Source organism: Streptomyces sp. NBC_01478, from assembly GCF_036227225.1.
GTDB lineage: Bacteria > Actinomycetota > Actinomycetes > Streptomycetales > Streptomycetaceae > Streptomyces.
In genome coordinates, this window is record NZ_CP109444.1 from 7839732 (window position 1) to 7857423 (window position 17692).

Annotated in this window: 13 protein-coding genes; 6 read left to right on the top strand and 7 right to left on the bottom strand. The window is 68.9% G+C overall.

The genetic code is table 11. The features are described 5' to 3' along the window. The first annotated feature begins 148 nt into the window (after window positions 1–148). Together OG223_RS35700 and OG223_RS35705 are read left to right on the top strand one after the other, a co-directional pair. A complete protein-coding gene (locus OG223_RS35700) occupies window positions 149–1177 on the top strand; it encodes a terpene synthase family protein (protein WP_329257641.1) in 1029 nt (342 codons plus the stop codon). Window positions 1178–1285: 108 nt separating this feature from the next. Next, on the top strand, window positions 1286–3397 hold the full coding sequence (locus OG223_RS35705; RefSeq protein ID WP_329257644.1) for a tetratricopeptide repeat protein: 2112 nt from the start codon (window positions 1286–1288) through the stop codon (window positions 3395–3397). Here OG223_RS35705 and OG223_RS35710 read toward each other — a convergent pair. From OG223_RS35710 to OG223_RS35730, 5 genes are all read right to left on the bottom strand, one after another. Next, the gene (locus tag OG223_RS35710; protein WP_329257647.1) at window positions 3387–4226 is read right to left on the bottom strand and encodes a carbohydrate ABC transporter permease; all 840 of its coding nucleotides are present in this window, start codon (window positions 4224–4226) and stop codon (window positions 3387–3389) included. The two genes, OG223_RS35705 and OG223_RS35710, sit on opposite strands and share 11 nt — an antisense overlap. Before the next feature lie 4 nt (window positions 4227–4230). After that, window positions 4231–5199 (bottom strand): carbohydrate ABC transporter permease, encoded by a 969-nt coding sequence (locus tag OG223_RS35715; RefSeq protein WP_329257650.1) that lies wholly within the window; start codon window positions 5197–5199, stop codon window positions 4231–4233. Next, window positions 5196–6584, bottom strand: coding sequence for an extracellular solute-binding protein (locus OG223_RS35720; protein WP_443073775.1), 1389 nt, complete (start codon window positions 6582–6584; stop codon window positions 5196–5198). The genes OG223_RS35715 and OG223_RS35720 overlap by 4 nt, the downstream gene beginning before the upstream one ends. A gap of 78 nt (window positions 6585–6662) precedes the next feature. Then, entirely contained in the window at window positions 6663–8555 is a 1893-nt protein-coding gene (locus tag OG223_RS35725) for a tetratricopeptide repeat protein (protein WP_329265646.1), read from the bottom strand. Window positions 8556–8718: 163 nt separating this feature from the next. After that, window positions 8719–9591: a 5'-methylthioadenosine/S-adenosylhomocysteine nucleosidase family protein gene (locus tag OG223_RS35730; RefSeq protein WP_329257657.1), complete on the bottom strand. Its 873-nt coding sequence runs from the start codon at window positions 9589–9591 to the stop codon at window positions 8719–8721. Between the two features lie 26 nt (window positions 9592–9617). Here OG223_RS35730 and OG223_RS35735 point away from each other — a divergent pair, with 26 nt between their 5' ends. After that, window positions 9618–10154 carry a hypothetical protein gene (locus tag OG223_RS35735; protein ID WP_329257659.1) on the top strand — a complete coding sequence of 179 codons (537 nt, stop codon included), beginning with the start codon at window positions 9618–9620 and terminating at the stop codon, window positions 10152–10154. 77 nt (window positions 10155–10231) lie between these two features. Then, window positions 10232–12619: a tetratricopeptide repeat protein gene (locus OG223_RS35740; protein WP_329257662.1), complete on the top strand. Its 2388-nt coding sequence runs from the start codon at window positions 10232–10234 to the stop codon at window positions 12617–12619. On the opposite strand, the gene OG223_RS35745 is transcribed toward OG223_RS35740, so the two are convergent. Both OG223_RS35745 and OG223_RS35750 read right to left on the bottom strand, forming a co-directional pair. After that, window positions 12609–13292, bottom strand: coding sequence for a response regulator (locus OG223_RS35745; RefSeq protein ID WP_329257665.1), 684 nt, complete (start codon window positions 13290–13292; stop codon window positions 12609–12611). The two genes, OG223_RS35740 and OG223_RS35745, sit on opposite strands and share 11 nt — an antisense overlap. Beyond that, a complete protein-coding gene (locus OG223_RS35750; protein WP_329257669.1) occupies window positions 13289–14980 on the bottom strand; it encodes a sensor histidine kinase in 1692 nt (563 codons plus the stop codon). The genes OG223_RS35745 and OG223_RS35750 overlap by 4 nt, the downstream gene beginning before the upstream one ends. Window positions 14981–15213: 233 nt before the next feature. Here OG223_RS35750 and OG223_RS35755 point away from each other — a divergent pair, with 233 nt between their 5' ends. Together OG223_RS35755 and OG223_RS35760 are read left to right on the top strand one after the other, a co-directional pair. Beyond that, window positions 15214–16641, top strand: coding sequence for a cation:dicarboxylate symporter family transporter (locus OG223_RS35755; protein WP_443073776.1), 1428 nt, complete (start codon window positions 15214–15216; stop codon window positions 16639–16641). 229 nt (window positions 16642–16870) lie between these two features. Beyond that, window positions 16871–17635 carry a DUF2127 domain-containing protein gene (locus OG223_RS35760; RefSeq protein WP_329265650.1) on the top strand — a complete coding sequence of 255 codons (765 nt, stop codon included), beginning with the start codon at window positions 16871–16873 and terminating at the stop codon, window positions 17633–17635. Window positions 17636–17692 lie beyond the last annotated feature (57 nt).

The window sequence follows — 17692 nt, forward strand, 5'->3', positions numbered from 1 at the left end:
GAGCGGGCGCCCGCACTTGGCATCCTCCCCTGAATGGCGGTCGGATCCCTTTCGTGTGCATTGGGTGATGTGCCTGTTTCTGGCAGGACGTCGAGGGCATGTCGACCTGCGGTGCCCCGAACGGCTCGGGGTGGCAGGAAGGTCGGGCGTGAGTACGGCGGCATACACCATCCCGACGCTGCGGAGTGAGATTCCGTGGCGGATCAATCCCCACCACACACCCGAGCTGGACGCCGACGCGAACCGTTGGGCGTTCGAGTTGTTCAGCGACGACCCGCGTGTTCCGGTACCGCTGCGTGCCGACAACTACACGACGTGGGCGGCACTTTGCTACCCGGACGTGCGGCCGGACGTACTGACTGCCTGGTGTCGCTTCAACGCGTTGTACACGGTCATCGAGAACAAGCAGGAAGCCCTGTTCGAGACGAGCGACGCGGGCACCGCGGAGGGGGTCTGGAGGTGTGTGGCGCGGTACCTGTTGCGTCTGTCGCACGCGCGGGACCTGGCCGCGATTCCTGTCGACGAATGGGGTGACGGGTCGGTTCGCCACTACCTCACTACGGCCCGCTCGATCGCGCTCACCATGCCGGTCGGCATGGGCCGGTACTTCCTGCGAAGGGTGGCCCAGATGGCGATGGCGCAGTACCAGGAAGCGGATGCGATCGCGTCGCCCCACATGCAGTTGGGGGAGTATCTGGAGTACCGGCACGTGAACTTCGGTGTCCCGCTGTTCATCGCGGCCATTCCGTCGATGCTGGCCCGGGACCTGTCGGCGGCCGAGTGGGAGTCGCCCGAGCGTGCGGCGCTGGACCGGCTGATCTCCCATCACTGCTGTCTCACCAACGACCTGTACTCGTTCCGGAAGGAACACGAGGACCGGGACGGCAAACGGGCCCCGGTGCAGGCGGTGACAGTGCTCAGCACGCTGCACGGCCTGTCGATCCAGGGCGCCGTGGACAGACTTGCCGAGGTGATCGAGGGCGCGGAACGCGACTACCTCAGGCTTCGGGACGCCGTCGTGGTGTCCCCGGAAATGCGCGAGTACTGCGCACGGCTCGAGCACATCCTCGCGGGCAACCTGCGCTATCACCAGGTGTCACCGCGCTTCCACGGAGCGGGTTTCGAGGGCGTTTTCACGGGCGGGGAGATCTCGGTCGCGGGAGTGCCGAGAAGCTGACCCACCCGCGCAGTCCCGTCAAGTCACCTGACCAGAGCCCGTGTTGGACCGGGGGCGGAGGTACCGTGTGGGCACGCGAGGTTCGGAGGCGGCACGGGGGACGGCGCGATGGTCGACAGGTACGGCGGGGATCATCTCGACTTTCGCGGTGGGGAGTTCAAGGGGCCCTTTGTCGCGAAGGGCACCATCTACCAGCACGCCGCGGCACCCACGGCGCTGGACGCCCTGCCGGCCAAGGCGGCCGGATTCACCGGCAGGCGCGGCGAACTGAGGAAGTTGCTCGATGCGTTCGACCCGTCCGTGACCGAAGGGGCGGAGGCCGTTCTGGTCGCGGCTGTGTCCGGGCTCGGTGGCATCGGCAAGACCGCGCTCGCGGTGGAGGCGGCGCACGCGGCCTGTGCGAAGAACTGGTTCCCGGGCGGGGTGCTCTTCGTCGACCTTCATGGCTACGACGATGATCCCGGCACGGCTGATCAGGCACTGGAAGCTCTCCTGAGGGCCCTGGGCACGGAGCCGGAGCACATTCCGAACGGGACGGACGAGCGGGCCGCGCTGTACAGATCGGCGCTCGAGAAGCGCGGGCGGGAGCGGGGAGCCGTGCTCGTCCTTGCCGACAACGCGTCCTCGGCGGAGCAGGTGCGCCCGCTGCTTCCGGGGGGTGTGCGGCACCGGCTGCTCGCCACCTCGCGGAGCAAGTTGCCCCAACTGGGGGCGCAGCTCCTGCCGTTGGGAGAGCTGAGTCCGGAGGAGGCGTACGACCTTCTGGACCGGGCGTTGCGGATCGCCGCCTCGGGTGATGCGCGGGTGGCGGATGAGAGTGACGCGGCTGCCGAACTCGCCTTGCTGTGTGGGTATTTGCCCCTGGCCCTTCAGATCGCCGCAGCCCTACTCGTCATCGACAGGGACAAGTCCGTGGCCGAACTCGTCGTGGAACTCGCCGAGTCCGGTGACCGACTCCTGCACCTCGACGACGGCGAGCGCAGCGTGCGGGCCGCTTTTGACTTGTCGTACCAGCGCCTGCCGGCTGAACAGGCCCGGTTGCTACGGCTGCTGGCCCTGGCTCCGGGGCCCGAGGTGACGGACGAGGTCGTCGCCGTGCTGGACGGGGTGGACACCCCGCCGGTGCGCGTGCTCGATGCGTTGTCCCGTGCCCATCTTGTTGAGCGGGGGAGTGGGCGTGGGCGGTGGCGGTTGCATGACTTGGTGCGGGTGTTCGGGGTGGGTGTGGTCAACGGGGATGTGGGGTTGTGGGAGGAGGGGGAGGCGGCTCGGGGGCGGGCGCTGGAGTTCTATCTGCGGTGGGCGGAGGCGGCGGATGACCGGTTGCGGTGGCTGCCTGGGAGGTCGGAGCCGGAGCGGTTTGCAGATCGGGCTGGGGCGTTGGCGTGGCTGGACTCCGAGCGGGCTGGGCTGGTGGCTGCGGTGCAGTGGGCGCGGGAGGAGCGATACGCGGACACGGCGGTACGGCTGTCGCAGCGTCTGGCGGAGTATCTGAACTGGCGGCGTTCTTTCGACGACTTGATCACGGTGTGCGATGTCGCGCGGGAGGCTGCCCACCGCGCCGGTAACCGGGTGGGGGAGGCCAGCGCGTGGACCGGCCTCGGCATCGTCCTGCGGGAGGTGGGCCGGATCGAGGAGGCGATCGACGCCCACACCCGCGCCCGCGACCTCTTCCAGACCGTTGGAGACCGCCCCGGCGAGGCCATGGCGTGGAACAACCTCGGCGTCGCCCTGCGGCGGACGGGCCGGGCGGCGGAGGTGATCGACGCGCACACCCGCTCCCGCGACCTCTTCCAGACCGTGGGGGACCGCCCCCACGAGGCCATGGCGTGGGGCAACCTCGGCGGCGCCCTGGGGGAGGCGGGCCGGGCGGGGGAGGCATTCGACGCCCGCACTCGCGCCCGCGATCTGTTCCAGGCCGTCGGAGACCGCCACGGCGAGGCCGGCGCGTGGAACAACCTCGGCACCACCCTGCGTCGGCTGGGCCGGGTGGAGGAGGCGGTTGAGGCGTACGAGAAGGCCCTGGAGGGCTTCCGGGAGTTCGAGGACTGGTACGAGACGGGCAAGACGCTCTCCAACCTGGCCCGCGCCCACCAGCACGCCGCCCGCCCCGCCGAGGCCCGCGCCTGCTACCTCCAGTCGGCCGACGCCTACACCCGAGCCAACGCCCCCACCAAAGCCGCCCAAGCCCGCACCTGGGCCGAAGAGGTCACCCCTTGACAGCCCCACCCAAAGCAAACCCCCCACCCAACCGCCGAGCCACCAGCACATACAACAAAATCACCGGCGTCGAATAAACAACGGAAAACGCCGCCAACTGCCCGTACGCCACCATCCCCCGATTCCCGAAGAACTCGTTGATGCTCACGCTCGCCGGCATCTGGTCCGGCGTAAGCAGCAGCATGAACGGAACGAAGAAGTTCCCCCACATCATCACGAACGAGAAGACGGTCACCACCGCCACCCCGGGCCCCATCAGCGGAAGAACAATCCTCACCAGCGACTGAAACGACGACGCCCCGTCGGTCCACGCCGCTTCCTCCAACTCCTTCGGTACGCCGTCCATGAAGTTCTTCATCAGCCAGATGGCGAAGGGGAGTTGGGACGCGGCGAAGAAGAAGATCGTGCCCTGCATGGTGTCGATGAGATTCACCTGCACGAACAACGCGTACACCGGCACCATGATCGCCGTGATCGGAAGGCTCGTCGCGAAGAGGATCGTCAGGAGGAAGGGGCGGTTCAGGCGCGACCGGAAGCGGGACAGCGGATACGCAGCCAGCGCCGAGCACACCACCGTCAGCAGCGTCCCGAACCCGCACAGGATCAGGCTGTTGAGCAGGGGCGTGAAGGTGATGTCCGGTTTCAGGATCGCGTGGAAGTTGTCCAGGGTCAGGCCGTCGGGGGCCTTCACCTTGAGGTCCGCGTGGGCGTCGAGGGACGACAGGACCACCCAGAGCAGCGGCAGCGCGAACGTCGCCGCGACCACCAGCAGCCCCGCGTCCGCCGCCAGGCGCCGGCTCTTGCGGCGGGAGGAGACGGTGAGTGCCATGGGGTCAGACCTCCGTTCGCAGCAGGCGCATGTAGATCACCGAGAAGAGCGAGCCGACCAGGAGCAGGAGCAGTGCGACCGCCGTGGCGTAGCCGATCATGCTGTTCTGGAAGGCCTGTTCGTACATGTAGAGGGGGAGGGTCTGGCTCTTGTCGCCCGGGCCGCCGCGCGTCATCACCCAGATCAGGCCGAAGACGGAGAGGGTCTGGAGGGTGTTGAGCATCAGGTTCGTGCCGATCGAGCGGCGGATCATCGGGAGCGTGATGTGCCACATGCGACGCCAGCCGCCCGCGCCGTCGACCTCCGCCGCCTCGGTGATCTCCTGGGGGATCTCGTCCAGGGCCGCTGAGTAGACCAGCATCGAGAACGCCGTTCCGCGCCAGACGTTCGCGAACGACACCGCCAGGATCGGGAGCGTGAACAGCCAGTTCTGGGACGGGAGATGGAGCCAGTCCAGGATGGCGTTCAGGGTGCCCTCGCGGCGGAAGAAGGCGTAGAGGAGGAAGCCGGCCACCACCTCCGGGAGGACCCAGGCCGTGATGACGATTGCGCCTGTGAGTGTGCGGACCGGTTTCGATGCGCGGTGCATGAGCGTGGCGAGCGCCAGGCCGAGGGTGTTCTGGCCGACCAGCGACGACAACACCGTGAACACCAGCGTCAGCCAGACCGCGTTGAGGAACTCCGTGTCCTTGAAGGCCGTACGGAAATTCGCGAAGCCTACGAACGACGAGTGGGCCTGGCCGGTGAGTTGGAGGTCCGTGAAGGCGATGTAGGCGCAGTAGCCGATCGGGACGGCCAGGAAGAGGAGCAGGAGGATCACGGCGGGGGAGAGGGGGAGGAGGTGGGTGAGGACGCGGCGGAGGGTGCGGTGGTCGTTGCGCGGGGATTGGTGGTGCGCGGACTGCGTGAGGGCCGGGCCCGGGGCGGACGCCGTCGCGTCCGGGCCCGGCGCCTGCCGGGGTGCGGTGGTCACCGCTGGGTGACCTGGTTGTCCGTGGCCGACTTGAGCTCGTCGTCGTACGAGCTCGCCGCCTTGTCCACCGACATGTCGCCCGTCGTCACGCCCTCCATCGCCTCCTGGATGGCGGTGGAGACCTTCGGGTACGCCGGGTAGGCGGGGCGGTAGTGCGTGCTCGCGACGAGGTCCGTGAAGAACCTGATGCCGGGCTGGGCGGTCGCGTAGGCGGGGTCGGCGGCGACGTCCTTCCGCACGGAGATACCGGAGTTGGCGATGTACCACTTCTCCGCGTTCGCCTTCGTCTGCATCGTCTTGATGAAGTCGAAGGCGAGGTCGGGGTTGCCGGCTTTGGAGGGGATCGCCCAGGTCCAGCCGCCGGACATGCTCACCTTGCCAGGGGCCTGGCCGTGTTGGGTGGGCATGTAGGCGAGGCCCAACTCCTGTGACCACTGCGGCCATTCATGACCGCTGCCCTTCAACCACGCCTGAGGCAGCCAGGATCCGTCCAGGGCGATGCCCAGTTTGCCCTTGGGGAGCATCTCACCGAACACGTAGGTCTGGATGTTGGGGTCGAGGGCGTCGGAGACATCCGGGCCGAGCTTGTCCTTGTAGACCGTGTGGACGAAGGAGAGGGCGTCCTTGAAACCCTGGCTGCCGGCGATCCACTTCTTCGTCGACGTGTCGTAGAGCGGGTCCGTGGTGCCGTCATTCGTGCCGTAGAGCAGCATCTCGAAGCCCTGCATGGTGGCGGCTTCGCCGGCGGGCTTGCCGGTGTAGACGTTGAGGGGGGTGACGCCGGGGACCTTCTGCTTGATCGTGCGGGCCGCGGCGAGGACGTCGTCCCACGTCTTCGGCTGCCAATTCGCGGGCAGGCCCGCCTTCTTGAAGATCCCTTTGTCGAACCAGAGGCCTCGGGTGTCCGTGCCGTCCGGGACGCCGTACGTCTTCCCGTCCTCGGCCTTGGCGGCGGATTTCGCCGTGTCGATGAACTGGTTCCAGTCCGGCCACTTGGCGAGGTAGGGGTCGAGGGGCTTGAGATAGCCGGACGTGATGTCGCTGTTGATGAGGAACGTGTCCTCGTAGACCAGGTCCGGGGCGGTCTTCGGGGAGCGGAGCATCTGCTGGAGCTTGGTGTAGTACTCCGAGTCCGGGGCCTTGATCGGGACGAGCTCGACCTTCTTGCCGGGGTACTGCTTCTCGAACTGCTTCTTTATGTCGGCGAGGTAGGTGTCCATCACCTTGATGGAGTTGTCCGTCGACTGCTTGAAGGAGATTTTGACGGTGTCCGGGTCGCTTCCGGAGCCGGATCCGCAGGCGGTGAGGGCGGTTGCGGCGAGGGCGAGAGCAACTAGGGGTGTGAGAAGGGCAGTTCGGTGGGGGCGGGCGGCGGTGGGGCGCACGGGCACGACCTCCTACGGGCTCACTGCGGTGTGGCCTGGGCGGATGGCTGCCCGGTGAAGGTAAGTGGAGTGGTCTAGTCAGGTCAATGAGTCTGCGAGGGATTGGGCGAGAGCGGCTTCGGCGGGGGCGTTGGCTCGGGTGTAGGCGGCGGCGGATTGGAGGTAGGTGGTTCGGGCTTCGGCGGGGCGGGCGGCGTCCTCGTGGGCGAGAGCCAGGTTGTAGAGGGTGCGGCCCGTCCCGTACCAGTCATCGAACTCCCGGAGGCTCTCCAGGGCCTTCTCGAACGCTTCAACTGCCTCCTCCGTACGGCCCGCCTCCCACAGTGCGCTGCCGAGGTTGTTCCACACCCCGGCCTCGCCATGGCGGTCCCCGGCGGCCCGGTGCAGGTCGCGGGCGCGGGTGAGGGCGTCGATCGCCTCCTCTGCCTGGCCCGTTTCCCACAGGACGTTGCCGAGGTTGCCCCACGTCGTGGCCTCGCGGTGACGGTCCCCGGTGGCTTGGAATAGGTCGCGGGCGCGGGTGTGGGCGTCGATGCCCTCCTCTGCCCGGCCCGTTACCCGCAGGACGTTGCCGAGGTTGGCCCACGCTATGGCCTCGCGGTGACGGTTCCCGGCAGCCTGGTGCAGGTCGCGGGCGCGGGTGAGGGCGTCGATGGCCTCGCCTGCCCGGCCCGTCTCCAGCAGGGCGATGCCGAGGCTGTTCCACGCGATGGCCTCGCCTATCCGGTCACCGGCACGGTGGGCGGCGTCCCGCGCGGCACCGCACACCGTGATCTTGTCGTCGAAAGAGCGCCGCCAGTCCAGATACTCCGCCAGGCACTGGGACAGCCGTACCGTTGCGTCCGCGTACGGCTCCTCCCGCGCCCACTGCACCGCCGCCACGAGCCCCGCCCGCTCGGAGTCCAGCCACGCGAGTGCCCCAGCCCGGTCCGCGAACCGCTCCGGCTCCGGCAATCCCGGCAGCCACCGCAACCGGTCATCCGCCGCCCTCGCCCATCGCAGATAGGACCTCAGCACCCGCTCCCGCGCCGCCTCACCCTCCTCCCGCAACCTCGCATCCCCCTTGACCACACTCACCCCGAACGCCCGCACCAGGTCATGTACCCGCCACCGCAGCTCGTCTGCGCGCCGCACCGGCGAAACAAGATGCGTCGCCTCCAACTCCTCCAACAGGCAAACCGCAGGCTCCAGTTCGAGACCAGCCAGCGCAGCAACCGTCTCCACTCCGCTGTCCGTCCCCGGAGCAAGACACAACAGCCTTAGCAACCGGGCCTGGTCCGACGGCAGTCGGCGATACGACGTCTCCAGCACAGGGCGCAACACAAGTGACCGGCCGTACAGGTCCGTCCCGGGGCTGCCCTTGTCGAGGACGACCGTCGGATCCCCGGCCTTCCGGATCTCGGTCACCAGCGAAGCGATGTCACGGTGTCTGCGCATGCGCAGCATCCCCGCCGCGATCTGGAGAGCCAGCGGCAAGTGCCCGCAAAGGTCGGCCAGTTCGCGTAGTGCGCTCGGCTCTTGCTCCGGCCGTTCGTCCCGTTCGTCGGTGTCGTGCAGGGCCCGGGTCACCAGAGCGACGGACTCCTCCGGGTCAAGCGTCTCAAGGTCGATGAGGCGCACCGGAAGGGCGTTGGGGCGGTCCCGGGATGTGATGAGCACCCGGTGGTTGTCCGTGCCGGGCAGCAGCGGCACGTACTGCGACGGGTCCGACGCGTTGTCCAGGATCAGCAGCATCCGCTCCCGCCGCGAGGCCAACAGCCCCCGGTACACGTCGTACTGCCGCTCCGCCGTGGGCGGCAGATCCTGCCCCCGCACACCCAGCGCGTCGAGCAGCGCCACCACCGCCTGGTCGGCCGTGACCGGGTCGTCGTCGTACCCCCGCAGATCCACGAAGAGCGTCCCGCCAGGGAACTCGCCCCGTGCCCGATACGCCGCCTCCACCGCCAGCGCGGTCTTGCCGATGCCGCCCATGCCGGTCACGGCGAAGATGAGGAGCGGGAGGGTGGTCGTGTCGTCCGTGTCGGGGGCCAAGTGCGGTAGCAGACGGTCCAGTTCGGCCGAGCGGCCGGTGAAACCGAGCGGTCGTGGCGGCAGGCTCGCGCTCGCGCGCGGAACCGGCCCGTGAGCGGTACCCCTACCCCCGCCCGTCGACCCTCTTCCCGACGACGGGCCCGTTGAAGGTCCCGCCCCGGAAGTCGATGTGGTCTCCGCCGTACGTCGCTCCGTCGTCCCCTCGGTGGCCCCGATGGGGCTCCTCCTCGGCGCCGGCGGAACCCTCGCGTGGCCGGTGCTTGCGCAGCAGCGCCACTGTCACCAACGCGGCCTGCTTGGCGGCCCGTTGCTGTGAACCCGAGGCGTCGGCCTCGTGCTTGGCGGCGTCGGCGCGGTCGCTGATGCCCCGGATGACGAGGGCGTTCAACTGGCCGTTCAGATGGGCCGCTTGGAGGGCTCCGAAGCCCTCCATCTCGATCGCGCCGGCGTCGTTGTAGTTGCTGCGAATGAAGCGGGCGATCTCGGACTCGGCGTCCGCCAGGACCACATCGCCCGTCGCGATCGGCATGAAGTGCGCCCGTACGTCGGCCATGTCCCGTACCGCGGAACGAGCCGCCTGTTCGAGCGGGTGCGAACCCGGCAGGGCCTTCGGCCGGACCAGGAAACCCTCCGGCGTCTGCTTCCCGCCGTAGATCTCGTACACCTGCGTTCCGACGACGACGTCCCCGATCTCGACGTCGTCCTTCAGGCTGCCGGCGACTCCGACGAACAACACGGCTTGTGGACGCAGCCAGTTGATGAGCTGAGTGGTGAGAGCGGCGGCCCGGTCGGCGCCGACGCCCAGCTCACTGATGGCGACTTGCCATGCGGTGTCGGCCAGTTGGCCCTGCTCGACTCGGGTTCCGTCGGTGTGGACGCGTTCCTGTCGCTTCTCGACGTACGCGCGGACAGCGTCGTATTCGAGAGGGAGTGCGGTCAGGACGAGGACTGTGGGCTGCGGCTCCGGCACACTCATAAGGTACTGCGGGGGAAGGGAATCGAGTGCCGGAACAGGACGTAACGGTCGGGCAGTTGCTGCTCGCCGAGTACCAGAGCGTCAAGGACGAGCAGAAGGCGCGGATCGGATTCCGGGACAACCTGCTCTACGTCACGTTGGGCGTCGTGGCCGCCGTCATCGCCGCCGCCGCGCAGGCCAAGCAGGCGTCGATGCTGCTGGCGTTGCCGCCGGTGTGTGTCGTGCTGGGATGGACGTATCTCGTCAACGACCAGAAGATCTCCGCGATCGGGGCGTACGTCCGCGACGAACTCGGGCCGCGGCTTGCGGCGTTGGCCCAACCGGGCGGTGGGTTCGAGGCGTTCGGGTGGGAGACCGCGCATCGGGGGGATCGGCGGCGCGGGGCCCGGAAGGTGGTTCAGGTCGCGGTGGATCTGACGGCGTTCTGCGTGGTGCCGCTGGCCGCGTTGGCGGTGTTCTGGGTGGACGCGGGGAGTGGGCTGCTCGTTGCTGTCTCGGGGGCGGAGGCGCTCGCCGTGGCGGGGCTGGCCTGGCAGGTCGTCTGGTACGCGAAGGCCGCGTGAACTCCCGCCCAAGCCTCTACCGTTGACCTCTTGGGGGCGGGCGGCGCGAGCCTGGTACGGAACGGTGGGACGAGTGCATGAAAGCTGCGCTGTTGGAGGCTCTGTCGGCGGGGGCCGGTGGGGATGCGGGGCGTCGTGCGGTGGCGGAGCTCGCGCAGAAGGTGGGGCTCGACGGCGGGGCGTCCGGGCGGGAGATCGCCGAGGCGGCGAATGATCCCGCTTGGCGTGATGCCGTGCGGGAGTGGGGTGAGGCCTTGGCTGAGCTGCTCTCCGCTGATCCGGGTGGCGCGGCCGGTGCGGTTGCGCGGGCTATGGGGAGTGGGGCTGCGGCCTCCTGGTACGACGGGGATCATGCGGACTTCCGGGGTGGGGTGTTTCTGCGGGAGGTCGTTGGCGTACAGGTGGTGATTCAGCGGGGTGGGGGCGCTGTGCCTGAGGCGTTGGCCGGGTTGCCGTCGAGGCCTGGTGGGTTCACCGGGCGGGAGAGCGAGACGGCGGCGTTGTTGCGGGCCTTGGACCCGGCGGGGGAGTCGGGGGAGATGCCGGCGGTTCTCGTCGCGGCGGTCTCCGGGCTTGGGGGCATTGGGAAGACCGCGCTGGCTGTCGAGACCGCGTATCTGGCGTGTGCACGAGGGTGGTTTCCGGGTGGGGTGCTGTTCATCGACCTGCACGGGTACGACCAGGAGCCGGTGACCTCCGACCGGGCGCTTCAGGCGTTGTTGCGGGCCCTTGGCATTCCGCCTGAGCACATTCCCGCTACGGCTGACGAGCGGGTCGCGCTTTATCGTTCGACGCTGGCGGGGCGCGCGCGGGAGCGGGGTGCGGTGCTGGTGCTTGCCGACAATGCTTCGTCGCCGGATCAGGTACGGCCGTTGTTGCCGGGGGACGGGCGTCATCGGGTGCTGGTCACGTCGCGGGACCGGTTGGCTCAACTGGGGGCGCGGCTGGTGTCGTTGGATCAACTCGCGCCGAAGGGGGCGTACGAACTTCTCGATCGCGCGTTGCGGCTCGCCGACCCGGACGACACGCGGGTCGTCGATGACACCGATGGGGTCGAGCAACTTGCCTTGCTCTGCGGTCATTTGCCGCTCGCGCTGCAGATCGCCGCCGCGTTGCTGGCGGAGGACCCTGGTAAGCCGGTGACTGAACTCGTCGCGGAGCTGGGTGAGTCACGTGATCGTCTCGCTCACCTTGACGACGGTGAACGGAGCGTTCGTGCCGCCTTCGAACTCTCTTATCGTCGGCTGCCGCCGGAGCAGGCTCGGCTGCTGCGGCTGCTGGCCCTTGCGCCGGGGACCGAGGTGAGTGAGGAGGTTGTTGCCTCTCTGGTCGGGGGCGATGCGCCTCCGGTGCGGGAGTTGAGAGATCTGGCCCGGGCGCATCTGGTCGAGCGGGGGAGCGGGCGTGGGTGGTGGCGGTTGCATGACTTGGTCCGTGCGTTTGGGGTGAGTGTGGTGGCGGAGGATGCCGGGTTGCGTGAGGAGGGGGAGGCGGCGCGGGAGCGGGTGTTGGCGTTTTACCACCGGTGGGCGGATGCGGCTGATGACCGGTTGCGGTGGTTGCCGGGGATGGTGGAGCCGCAGCGGTTCGGGGACTTGGGCCAGGCGTTGGCGTGGTTTGACGGGGAGCGGGCGGGGCTGGTGGCGGCGGTGGGTTGGGCGCGGGAGGAACGGTTCGCGGGCACGGCGGTACGGCTGTCCGGGTGCCTGGAGAAATATCTGGGGTGGCGGCGGTTCTTCGACGACTGGGCCACTGTCACGAGTATCGCCCAGGAGGTTGCTCACCGTGCTGGCGATCGGCTGGGCGAGGCTATCGCGGAGGACCGCCTCGGCCTCGCCCTGAAGGAGGCAGGCCGGGCGACGGAGGCGATCGACGCCCACATCCGTGCCCGCGACGCGTTCCAGGGCGTTGGGAACCGCCCCCGCGAGGCCGATGCGTGGAACAACCTCGGGAACGGTCTGCGGTACGTGGGTCGGGCGACGGAGGCGATCGAGGCTCTCACCCGTGCCCGCGACCTGTACCAGGACGTTGGGGACCGCCACCGCGAGGCCATGGCGTGGAACAACCTCGGCGTGGCCTTGCAGGACGTTGGCCGGGTGGGGGACGCCGTTGACTCCCACACCCGTGCCCGCGACCTGTACCAAGCTGCAGGGGATCGCCACAACGAGGCCAAGGCGTTGAACAACATCGGCGCGGCCCTGCAGGACGCGGGCCGGATGGAAGAGGCGGTTGAGGCGTACGGCAAGTCCTTGGAACTGCGCCGAGGGTTTGAGGACTGGTATGGCGAGGGGCGAACCCTCCACAACCTGGCCCTTGCCCACAAGGCCGCCCACCGCCCCACCGAAGCTCGAACCGCCTACCTACAGTCCGCCAACGCCTACACCCGAGCCAACGCCCCCACCGAAGCCGCCCAATCCCGCACCCGCGCCGCAGAACTAGACCCCGACCCCCCACTCACCCCTTAACCCACCGATACTGCAACTCAGGCCGCCCCACAGTCCCGTACTGCGGACTCCGCGCCGCCCTCCCCGCCTCCACCAAATGCTCCAGATACCGCCGAGCCGTAATCCGAGAAATCCCCACAGCCACCGCAACCCCCGCCGCAGTAAGCCCCTCCCCACAGTCCCGCAGAGCGACAGTCACCCGCTCCAACGTCGGCGCACTCAACCCCTTGGGAAGCGCCGCAGGCGAAGGCGCTCGCAGCGCGGCCAGCGCCCGGTCGACCTCGTCCTGGCCGCTCGCCTCACCCGCGGCCGCGTGGAACTCGGCGTACCGCACCAGCCGATCCCGCAGCGTGGCGAAAGTGAACGGCTTCAGCACGTACTGCACGACCCCCAGCGACACCCCCTCCCGCACGACAGCCAGATCCCGCGCCGAGGTCACCGCGATGACGTCCGCGTGATACCCCGCCGCCCGCAACGACCGCGCGAGTTGCAGCCCATGCGCGTCCGGCAGATGCAGATCCAGCAGCAACAGGTCCACCTGGGTGCGCTCCAGCGCCCGCCGAGCCTCCGCTCCGGTATGCGCCTTGCCCACCGCCACGAACCCCGGCACCCGCCCCACGTACATCACGTGCGCGTCGGCGGCGACGGGATCGTCCTCGACGATGAGGACGCGGATCGGGTCGGCCGTAGTCATGAGTTGCCACCTTTGGAAACAGAACCCTGGGACGAGGCCCGGACACCGCCCGCACTCTCCTCTGCCACCGTTCCCCACAAAGGCAACCGCACCTCGAACACCGCCCCGCCCCCCTCCGCCTCGGCCACCGTCAACGTTCCCTCGTGCCGGTTCACCGCCTGCCGTACCAACGCCAGCCCCAGCCCCCGGCCCCCAGGCCCCGCCGGCTTCGTCGAGAAGCCCCGTTGGAAGACCGCCTCCGCGTGTGCCGGATCCACCCCCGACCCCGTGTCCGCGACACGGAGGACCAGCGCGGAGCCGGGGCCCGCCGCGTCCGCCTCCGTGCGGGCCGTCACCGTGACCCGTGCCCGCAGGCTTCCCTGTGCCGCGTCCACCGCGTTGTCGATCAGGTTGCCGAGGATCGTCACCAGGTCCCGGGCGGAGAGCGAATCCGGCAGCAGGCCGTCGTCCATGCCGCTGTCCTCCGATACGACCAACTCGACGCCCCGCTCGTTCGATTGGGCCGTCTTGCCCAGCAACAGGGCAGCCAGCACAGGCTCGTTCACCGCCGAGACGACCTGATCGGTCAGCGTCTGGGCCAGCTCCAGTTCGGCCGTCGCGAAGTCCACCGCCTCCTCCGCGCGCCCCAGTTCGATCAGCGAGACGACCGTGTGCAGGCGGTTCGCCGCCTCGTGCGCCTGTGAGCGCAGCGCCTGTGTGAAGCCGCGCTCGGAGTCCAACTCGCCCATCAGGGACTGGAGTTCGGTGACGTCCCGGAGGGTGACCACCGTTCCGCGGCGCTCACCGCCCGACACCGGCGATGTGTTCACCACCAGCACCCGCGACGCCGTGAGATGCACCTCGTCCACCCGTTCCTCCGACGACAGCAGCGCCCCCGTCAGCGGCGCGGGCAGGCCGAGGTCCGCCACCGAGCGGCCCACCGGGTCCCCGGTCACGCCGAGCAGTTCGCGTCCGCCGTCGTTCATCAGCGCCACCCGGTACTGGCCGTCGAGCATCAGCAGCCCTTCCCGCACCGCGTGCAGCGCGGCCTGGTGGTAGTCGTGCATATGGCTCAGCTCGGTCGCGTTCATGTTGTGGGTGTGGCGGCGGAGGCGGGCGTTGACGACATACGTCCCTACGGCACCCAGTGCCAGCGCGCCGGCCGCGACCCCGATCAGCGCCGTCACCTGGTCCTGCACCCGCTGGGTGATCGCCTCGACCCGGATGCCGGCGCTCACCAGGCCGATGATCCGGGTGTGACCGGAGTCGTAGACGGGGGTGACCGCGCGGACGGACGCGCCGAGCGTACCGGTGTAGGTCTCGGTGAAGGACCGGCCCTCGAGGGCGGGCTTGTAGTGGCCGAGGAACTTCTTCCCGATCTGGTCCTTGACCGGGTGGGTCCAGCGGATGCCCTGCCGGTTCATGATCGTGACGAAGTCGACCTGGGTGTCCCGCTGGACGCGCACGGAGTACGTCTCCAGATGCGCGGTCGGGTCGGACGTACCGATCGCCGCCACCACCGACGGCGAGTCCGCGACCGACCGCGCCACCGCCATGGCCTGGCGGCCGGCCGCGTCCTCGGCCTGGCTGCGGTCGCTGACGTAGGTGAACAGCGCGTACCCGGCGACGACGACCGCTATCAGCACCGCCTGCATGCCGAAGAGCTGGCCGGCCAGGCTGCGGGGACGGGGGACGTGCGGGAAGCGCATGTCGTCAGTGTGCCTCTCCTGTTAAGCGCGAACTAAATGAACGTAAGGGTGACCGCCCTCACAAGCCGGGAGATAGTCACCGCAACCCCCGGAAGCAGCCGCCTCCCGGACGGGGCCGCACATCGATCAGTGCGGACCGCCGTAACACCCGTGACATTCATGCAACCCATGCAATCCCCGGACGTGAGCCGCACTCACAGCCCGGGTTCCGCCGGTCGTGAGCCGCACGCCGGATGATGCCGACGACGTCGTCAAGGAGGGCAGCCGTGGCCAGCACCCCCGCACCCGCACCTGCCGCACCCGCAGCACCGCCCGCGAAGCGGGACCGCACCCACTACCTCTACATCGCGGTGATCGTCGCGGTCGCCCTCGGCATCGCCGTCGGGTTCATCGCGCCGGACTTCGCCAAGGAACTGAAGCCGATCGGTACGGGCTTCGTCGCGCTGATCAAGATGATGATCTCGCCGATCATCTTCTGCACGATCGTGCTCGGCGTCGGCTCCGTACGGAAGGCCGCGCAGGTCGGCAAGGTCGGCGGACTCGCGCTCGCCTACTTCATCGGGATGTCGTTCGTGGCGCTGGCCATCGGCCTGGTCGTCGGCAACATCATCCACCCGGGCAGCGGCATGCACCTGACCGAGGCGGTCAAGGGCGTCGGACACACGCAGGCCGAGGCCGCCGCCGAGGGCCCGGTCGACTTCCTGCTCGGGATCATCCCGACCACCTTCATGTCGGCGTTCACCGAGGGCCAGGTCCTCCAGACGCTGCTGATCGCGCTCCTCGCGGGCTTCGCGCTCCAGGCCATGGGCCGGACCGGCGAGCCGGTGCTGCGCGGCGTCGAGTACATCCAGAAGCTGGTCTTCCGCATCCTCGGCATGATCATGTGGGCCGCGCCCGTCGGTGCCTTCGGCGCGATGGCCGCGGTGATCGGCGAGACGGGCATGGACGCGCTCAAGGCACTGGGCACGATCATGGCCGGCTTCTACGTCACCTGTTTCCTCTTCATCGTGGTCGTGCTCGGCACGCTGACCAAGCTGGTCGCCAAGGTCAACCTGTTCCAGTTGCTGAAGTACCTCGGCCGTGAGTTCCTGCTGATCGTCTCCACCTCCTCGTCCGAGTCCGCGCTGCCGCGGCTCATCGCGAAGATGGAGCACCTCGGTGTCAGCCGCCCGGTCGTCGGCATCACCGTGCCGACCGGCTACTCCTTCAACCTCGACGGCACGATGATCTACCTGACCATGGCCTCGCTGTTCATCGCCGACGCGATGGACCAGCCGATGAGCATCGGCCAGCAGATCGGGCTGCTGCTCTTCATGATGGTCGCCTCCAAGGGCGCGGCCGGTGTCTCCGGCTCCGGCATCGCCGTACTCGCCAGTGGTCTGCAGTCGCACAAGCCGGCCCTGGTCGACGGTGTCGGCCTGATCATCGGCATCGACCGCTTCATGAGCGAGGCCCGCGCGGTCACCAACTTCGCCGGCAACGCCGTCGCCACGCTGCTCATCGGCACCTGGACCGGCGAGGTCGACAAGGAGCGGGTGAACCGGGTCCTCGCGGGTGAACTGCCCTTCGACGAGAAGACGTTGCTCGACGAGCACGACGGCGACGAGCACCTCGACGGAGTGCCCGAGCAGGGCGGCGAGAAGGAACTCGCCAAGGCCTGACCCGCCCCCCTCAGCGGGGGCGCCCGGACCCGCCTGAACACGGCCCGGACGCCCCGACCACGCCGGGCGGCTGGGTGTCCCCCCGTCGCTCAGCCGCCCGGTCCACATCGCTCCACCCGCCCTCCGGGGCGGCCGTTCAAGCAGATGCACTAGCGTGCCGTGCCGTGCCGGAAACCTCCGGCGCGGCACGGCACGTTCACGTTCGGTGGGAGTCACGGGGGCCATGGGCATGAAGATCGACTGGGACCGGCGGCACTGCGCACGGCACGGACATGTGACGTACGCGCCCGACGAGACGGCACTGCGGGAGCGGCTGCGGGCCGAGACCGGCCTGGGGACGGCCTGGCGGTGTCTGCGCTGCGGCGACTTCGTCCTCGGCGAACCGCACGGCTCGGGGCCCGCCGAGCAGGCCCCGCTGGTGCCGCGCGGGAAGGTGCTGCGGGATCTGTTCATCCTGCGCTTCCTGGCGATCGAGCGGGCCGTGCGCGGGGTGTTCATCGTGCTGGTCGCCGCCGCGGTGTGGAAGTTCAGCAACAGCCAGGACTCGGTGCGCAAGCTCTTCGACGACTACCTGAACGTCTTCCGCCCGGTCTTCAAGCACTTCCACTACGACCTCGACCACTCGCCGATCGTCGGCTCCATCCAGAAGACCTTCGGCTACAAGCACTCCACGCTCGTCCTGGTCGCCGTACTGCTGCTCGCGTACGCGCTGATCGAACTCGTCGAGGCCGGCGGGCTCTGGTACGCCAAGCGCTGGGCGGAGTATCTGACGGTGGTCGCCACCGCCGCGTTCCTGCCGCTGGAGATCTACGAACTCACCGAACACATCAGTTGGCTGAAGATCGCCACCCTCGTTCTCAACATCCTCGCCGTCGTCTATATCGCCCTGGCCAAGCGGCTGTTCGGCCTGCGCGGCGGCCGGAAGGCCTTCGACGAGGAACGGGAGAGCGCTTCCCTGCTGGAGGTGGAGACCTCGGCCGGGGTCATGGTCTGACGCCCGAGGGCTCCTGGTCTGACACTCTGGTCCGAAACATCGGAACCTGGGCTTTAC

Coding starts and splice junctions, on each gene's coding strand:
- OG223_RS35705 (WP_329257644.1), top strand. CDS start 1,286: ATGGTCGACAGGTACGGCGGGGATCATCTCGACTTTCGCGGTGGGGAG.
- OG223_RS35710 (WP_329257647.1), bottom strand. CDS start 4,226: ATGGCACTCACCGTCTCCTCCCGCCGCAAGAGCCGGCGCCTGGCGGCG.
- OG223_RS35725 (WP_329265646.1), bottom strand. CDS start 8,555: ATGGGCGGCATCGGCAAGACCGCGCTGGCGGTGGAGGCGGCGTATCGG.
- OG223_RS35730 (WP_329257657.1), bottom strand. CDS start 9,591: ATGAGTGTGCCGGAGCCGCAGCCCACAGTCCTCGTCCTGACCGCACTC.
- OG223_RS35740 (WP_329257662.1), top strand. CDS start 10,232: ATGAAAGCTGCGCTGTTGGAGGCTCTGTCGGCGGGGGCCGGTGGGGAT.
- OG223_RS35745 (WP_329257665.1), bottom strand. CDS start 13,292: ATGACTACGGCCGACCCGATCCGCGTCCTCATCGTCGAGGACGATCCC.
- OG223_RS35750 (WP_329257669.1), bottom strand. CDS start 14,980: ATGCGCTTCCCGCACGTCCCCCGTCCCCGCAGCCTGGCCGGCCAGCTC.
- OG223_RS35755 (WP_443073776.1), top strand. CDS start 15,214: ATGATGCCGACGACGTCGTCAAGGAGGGCAGCCGTGGCCAGCACCCCC.
- OG223_RS35760 (WP_329265650.1), top strand. CDS start 16,871: ATGAAGATCGACTGGGACCGGCGGCACTGCGCACGGCACGGACATGTG.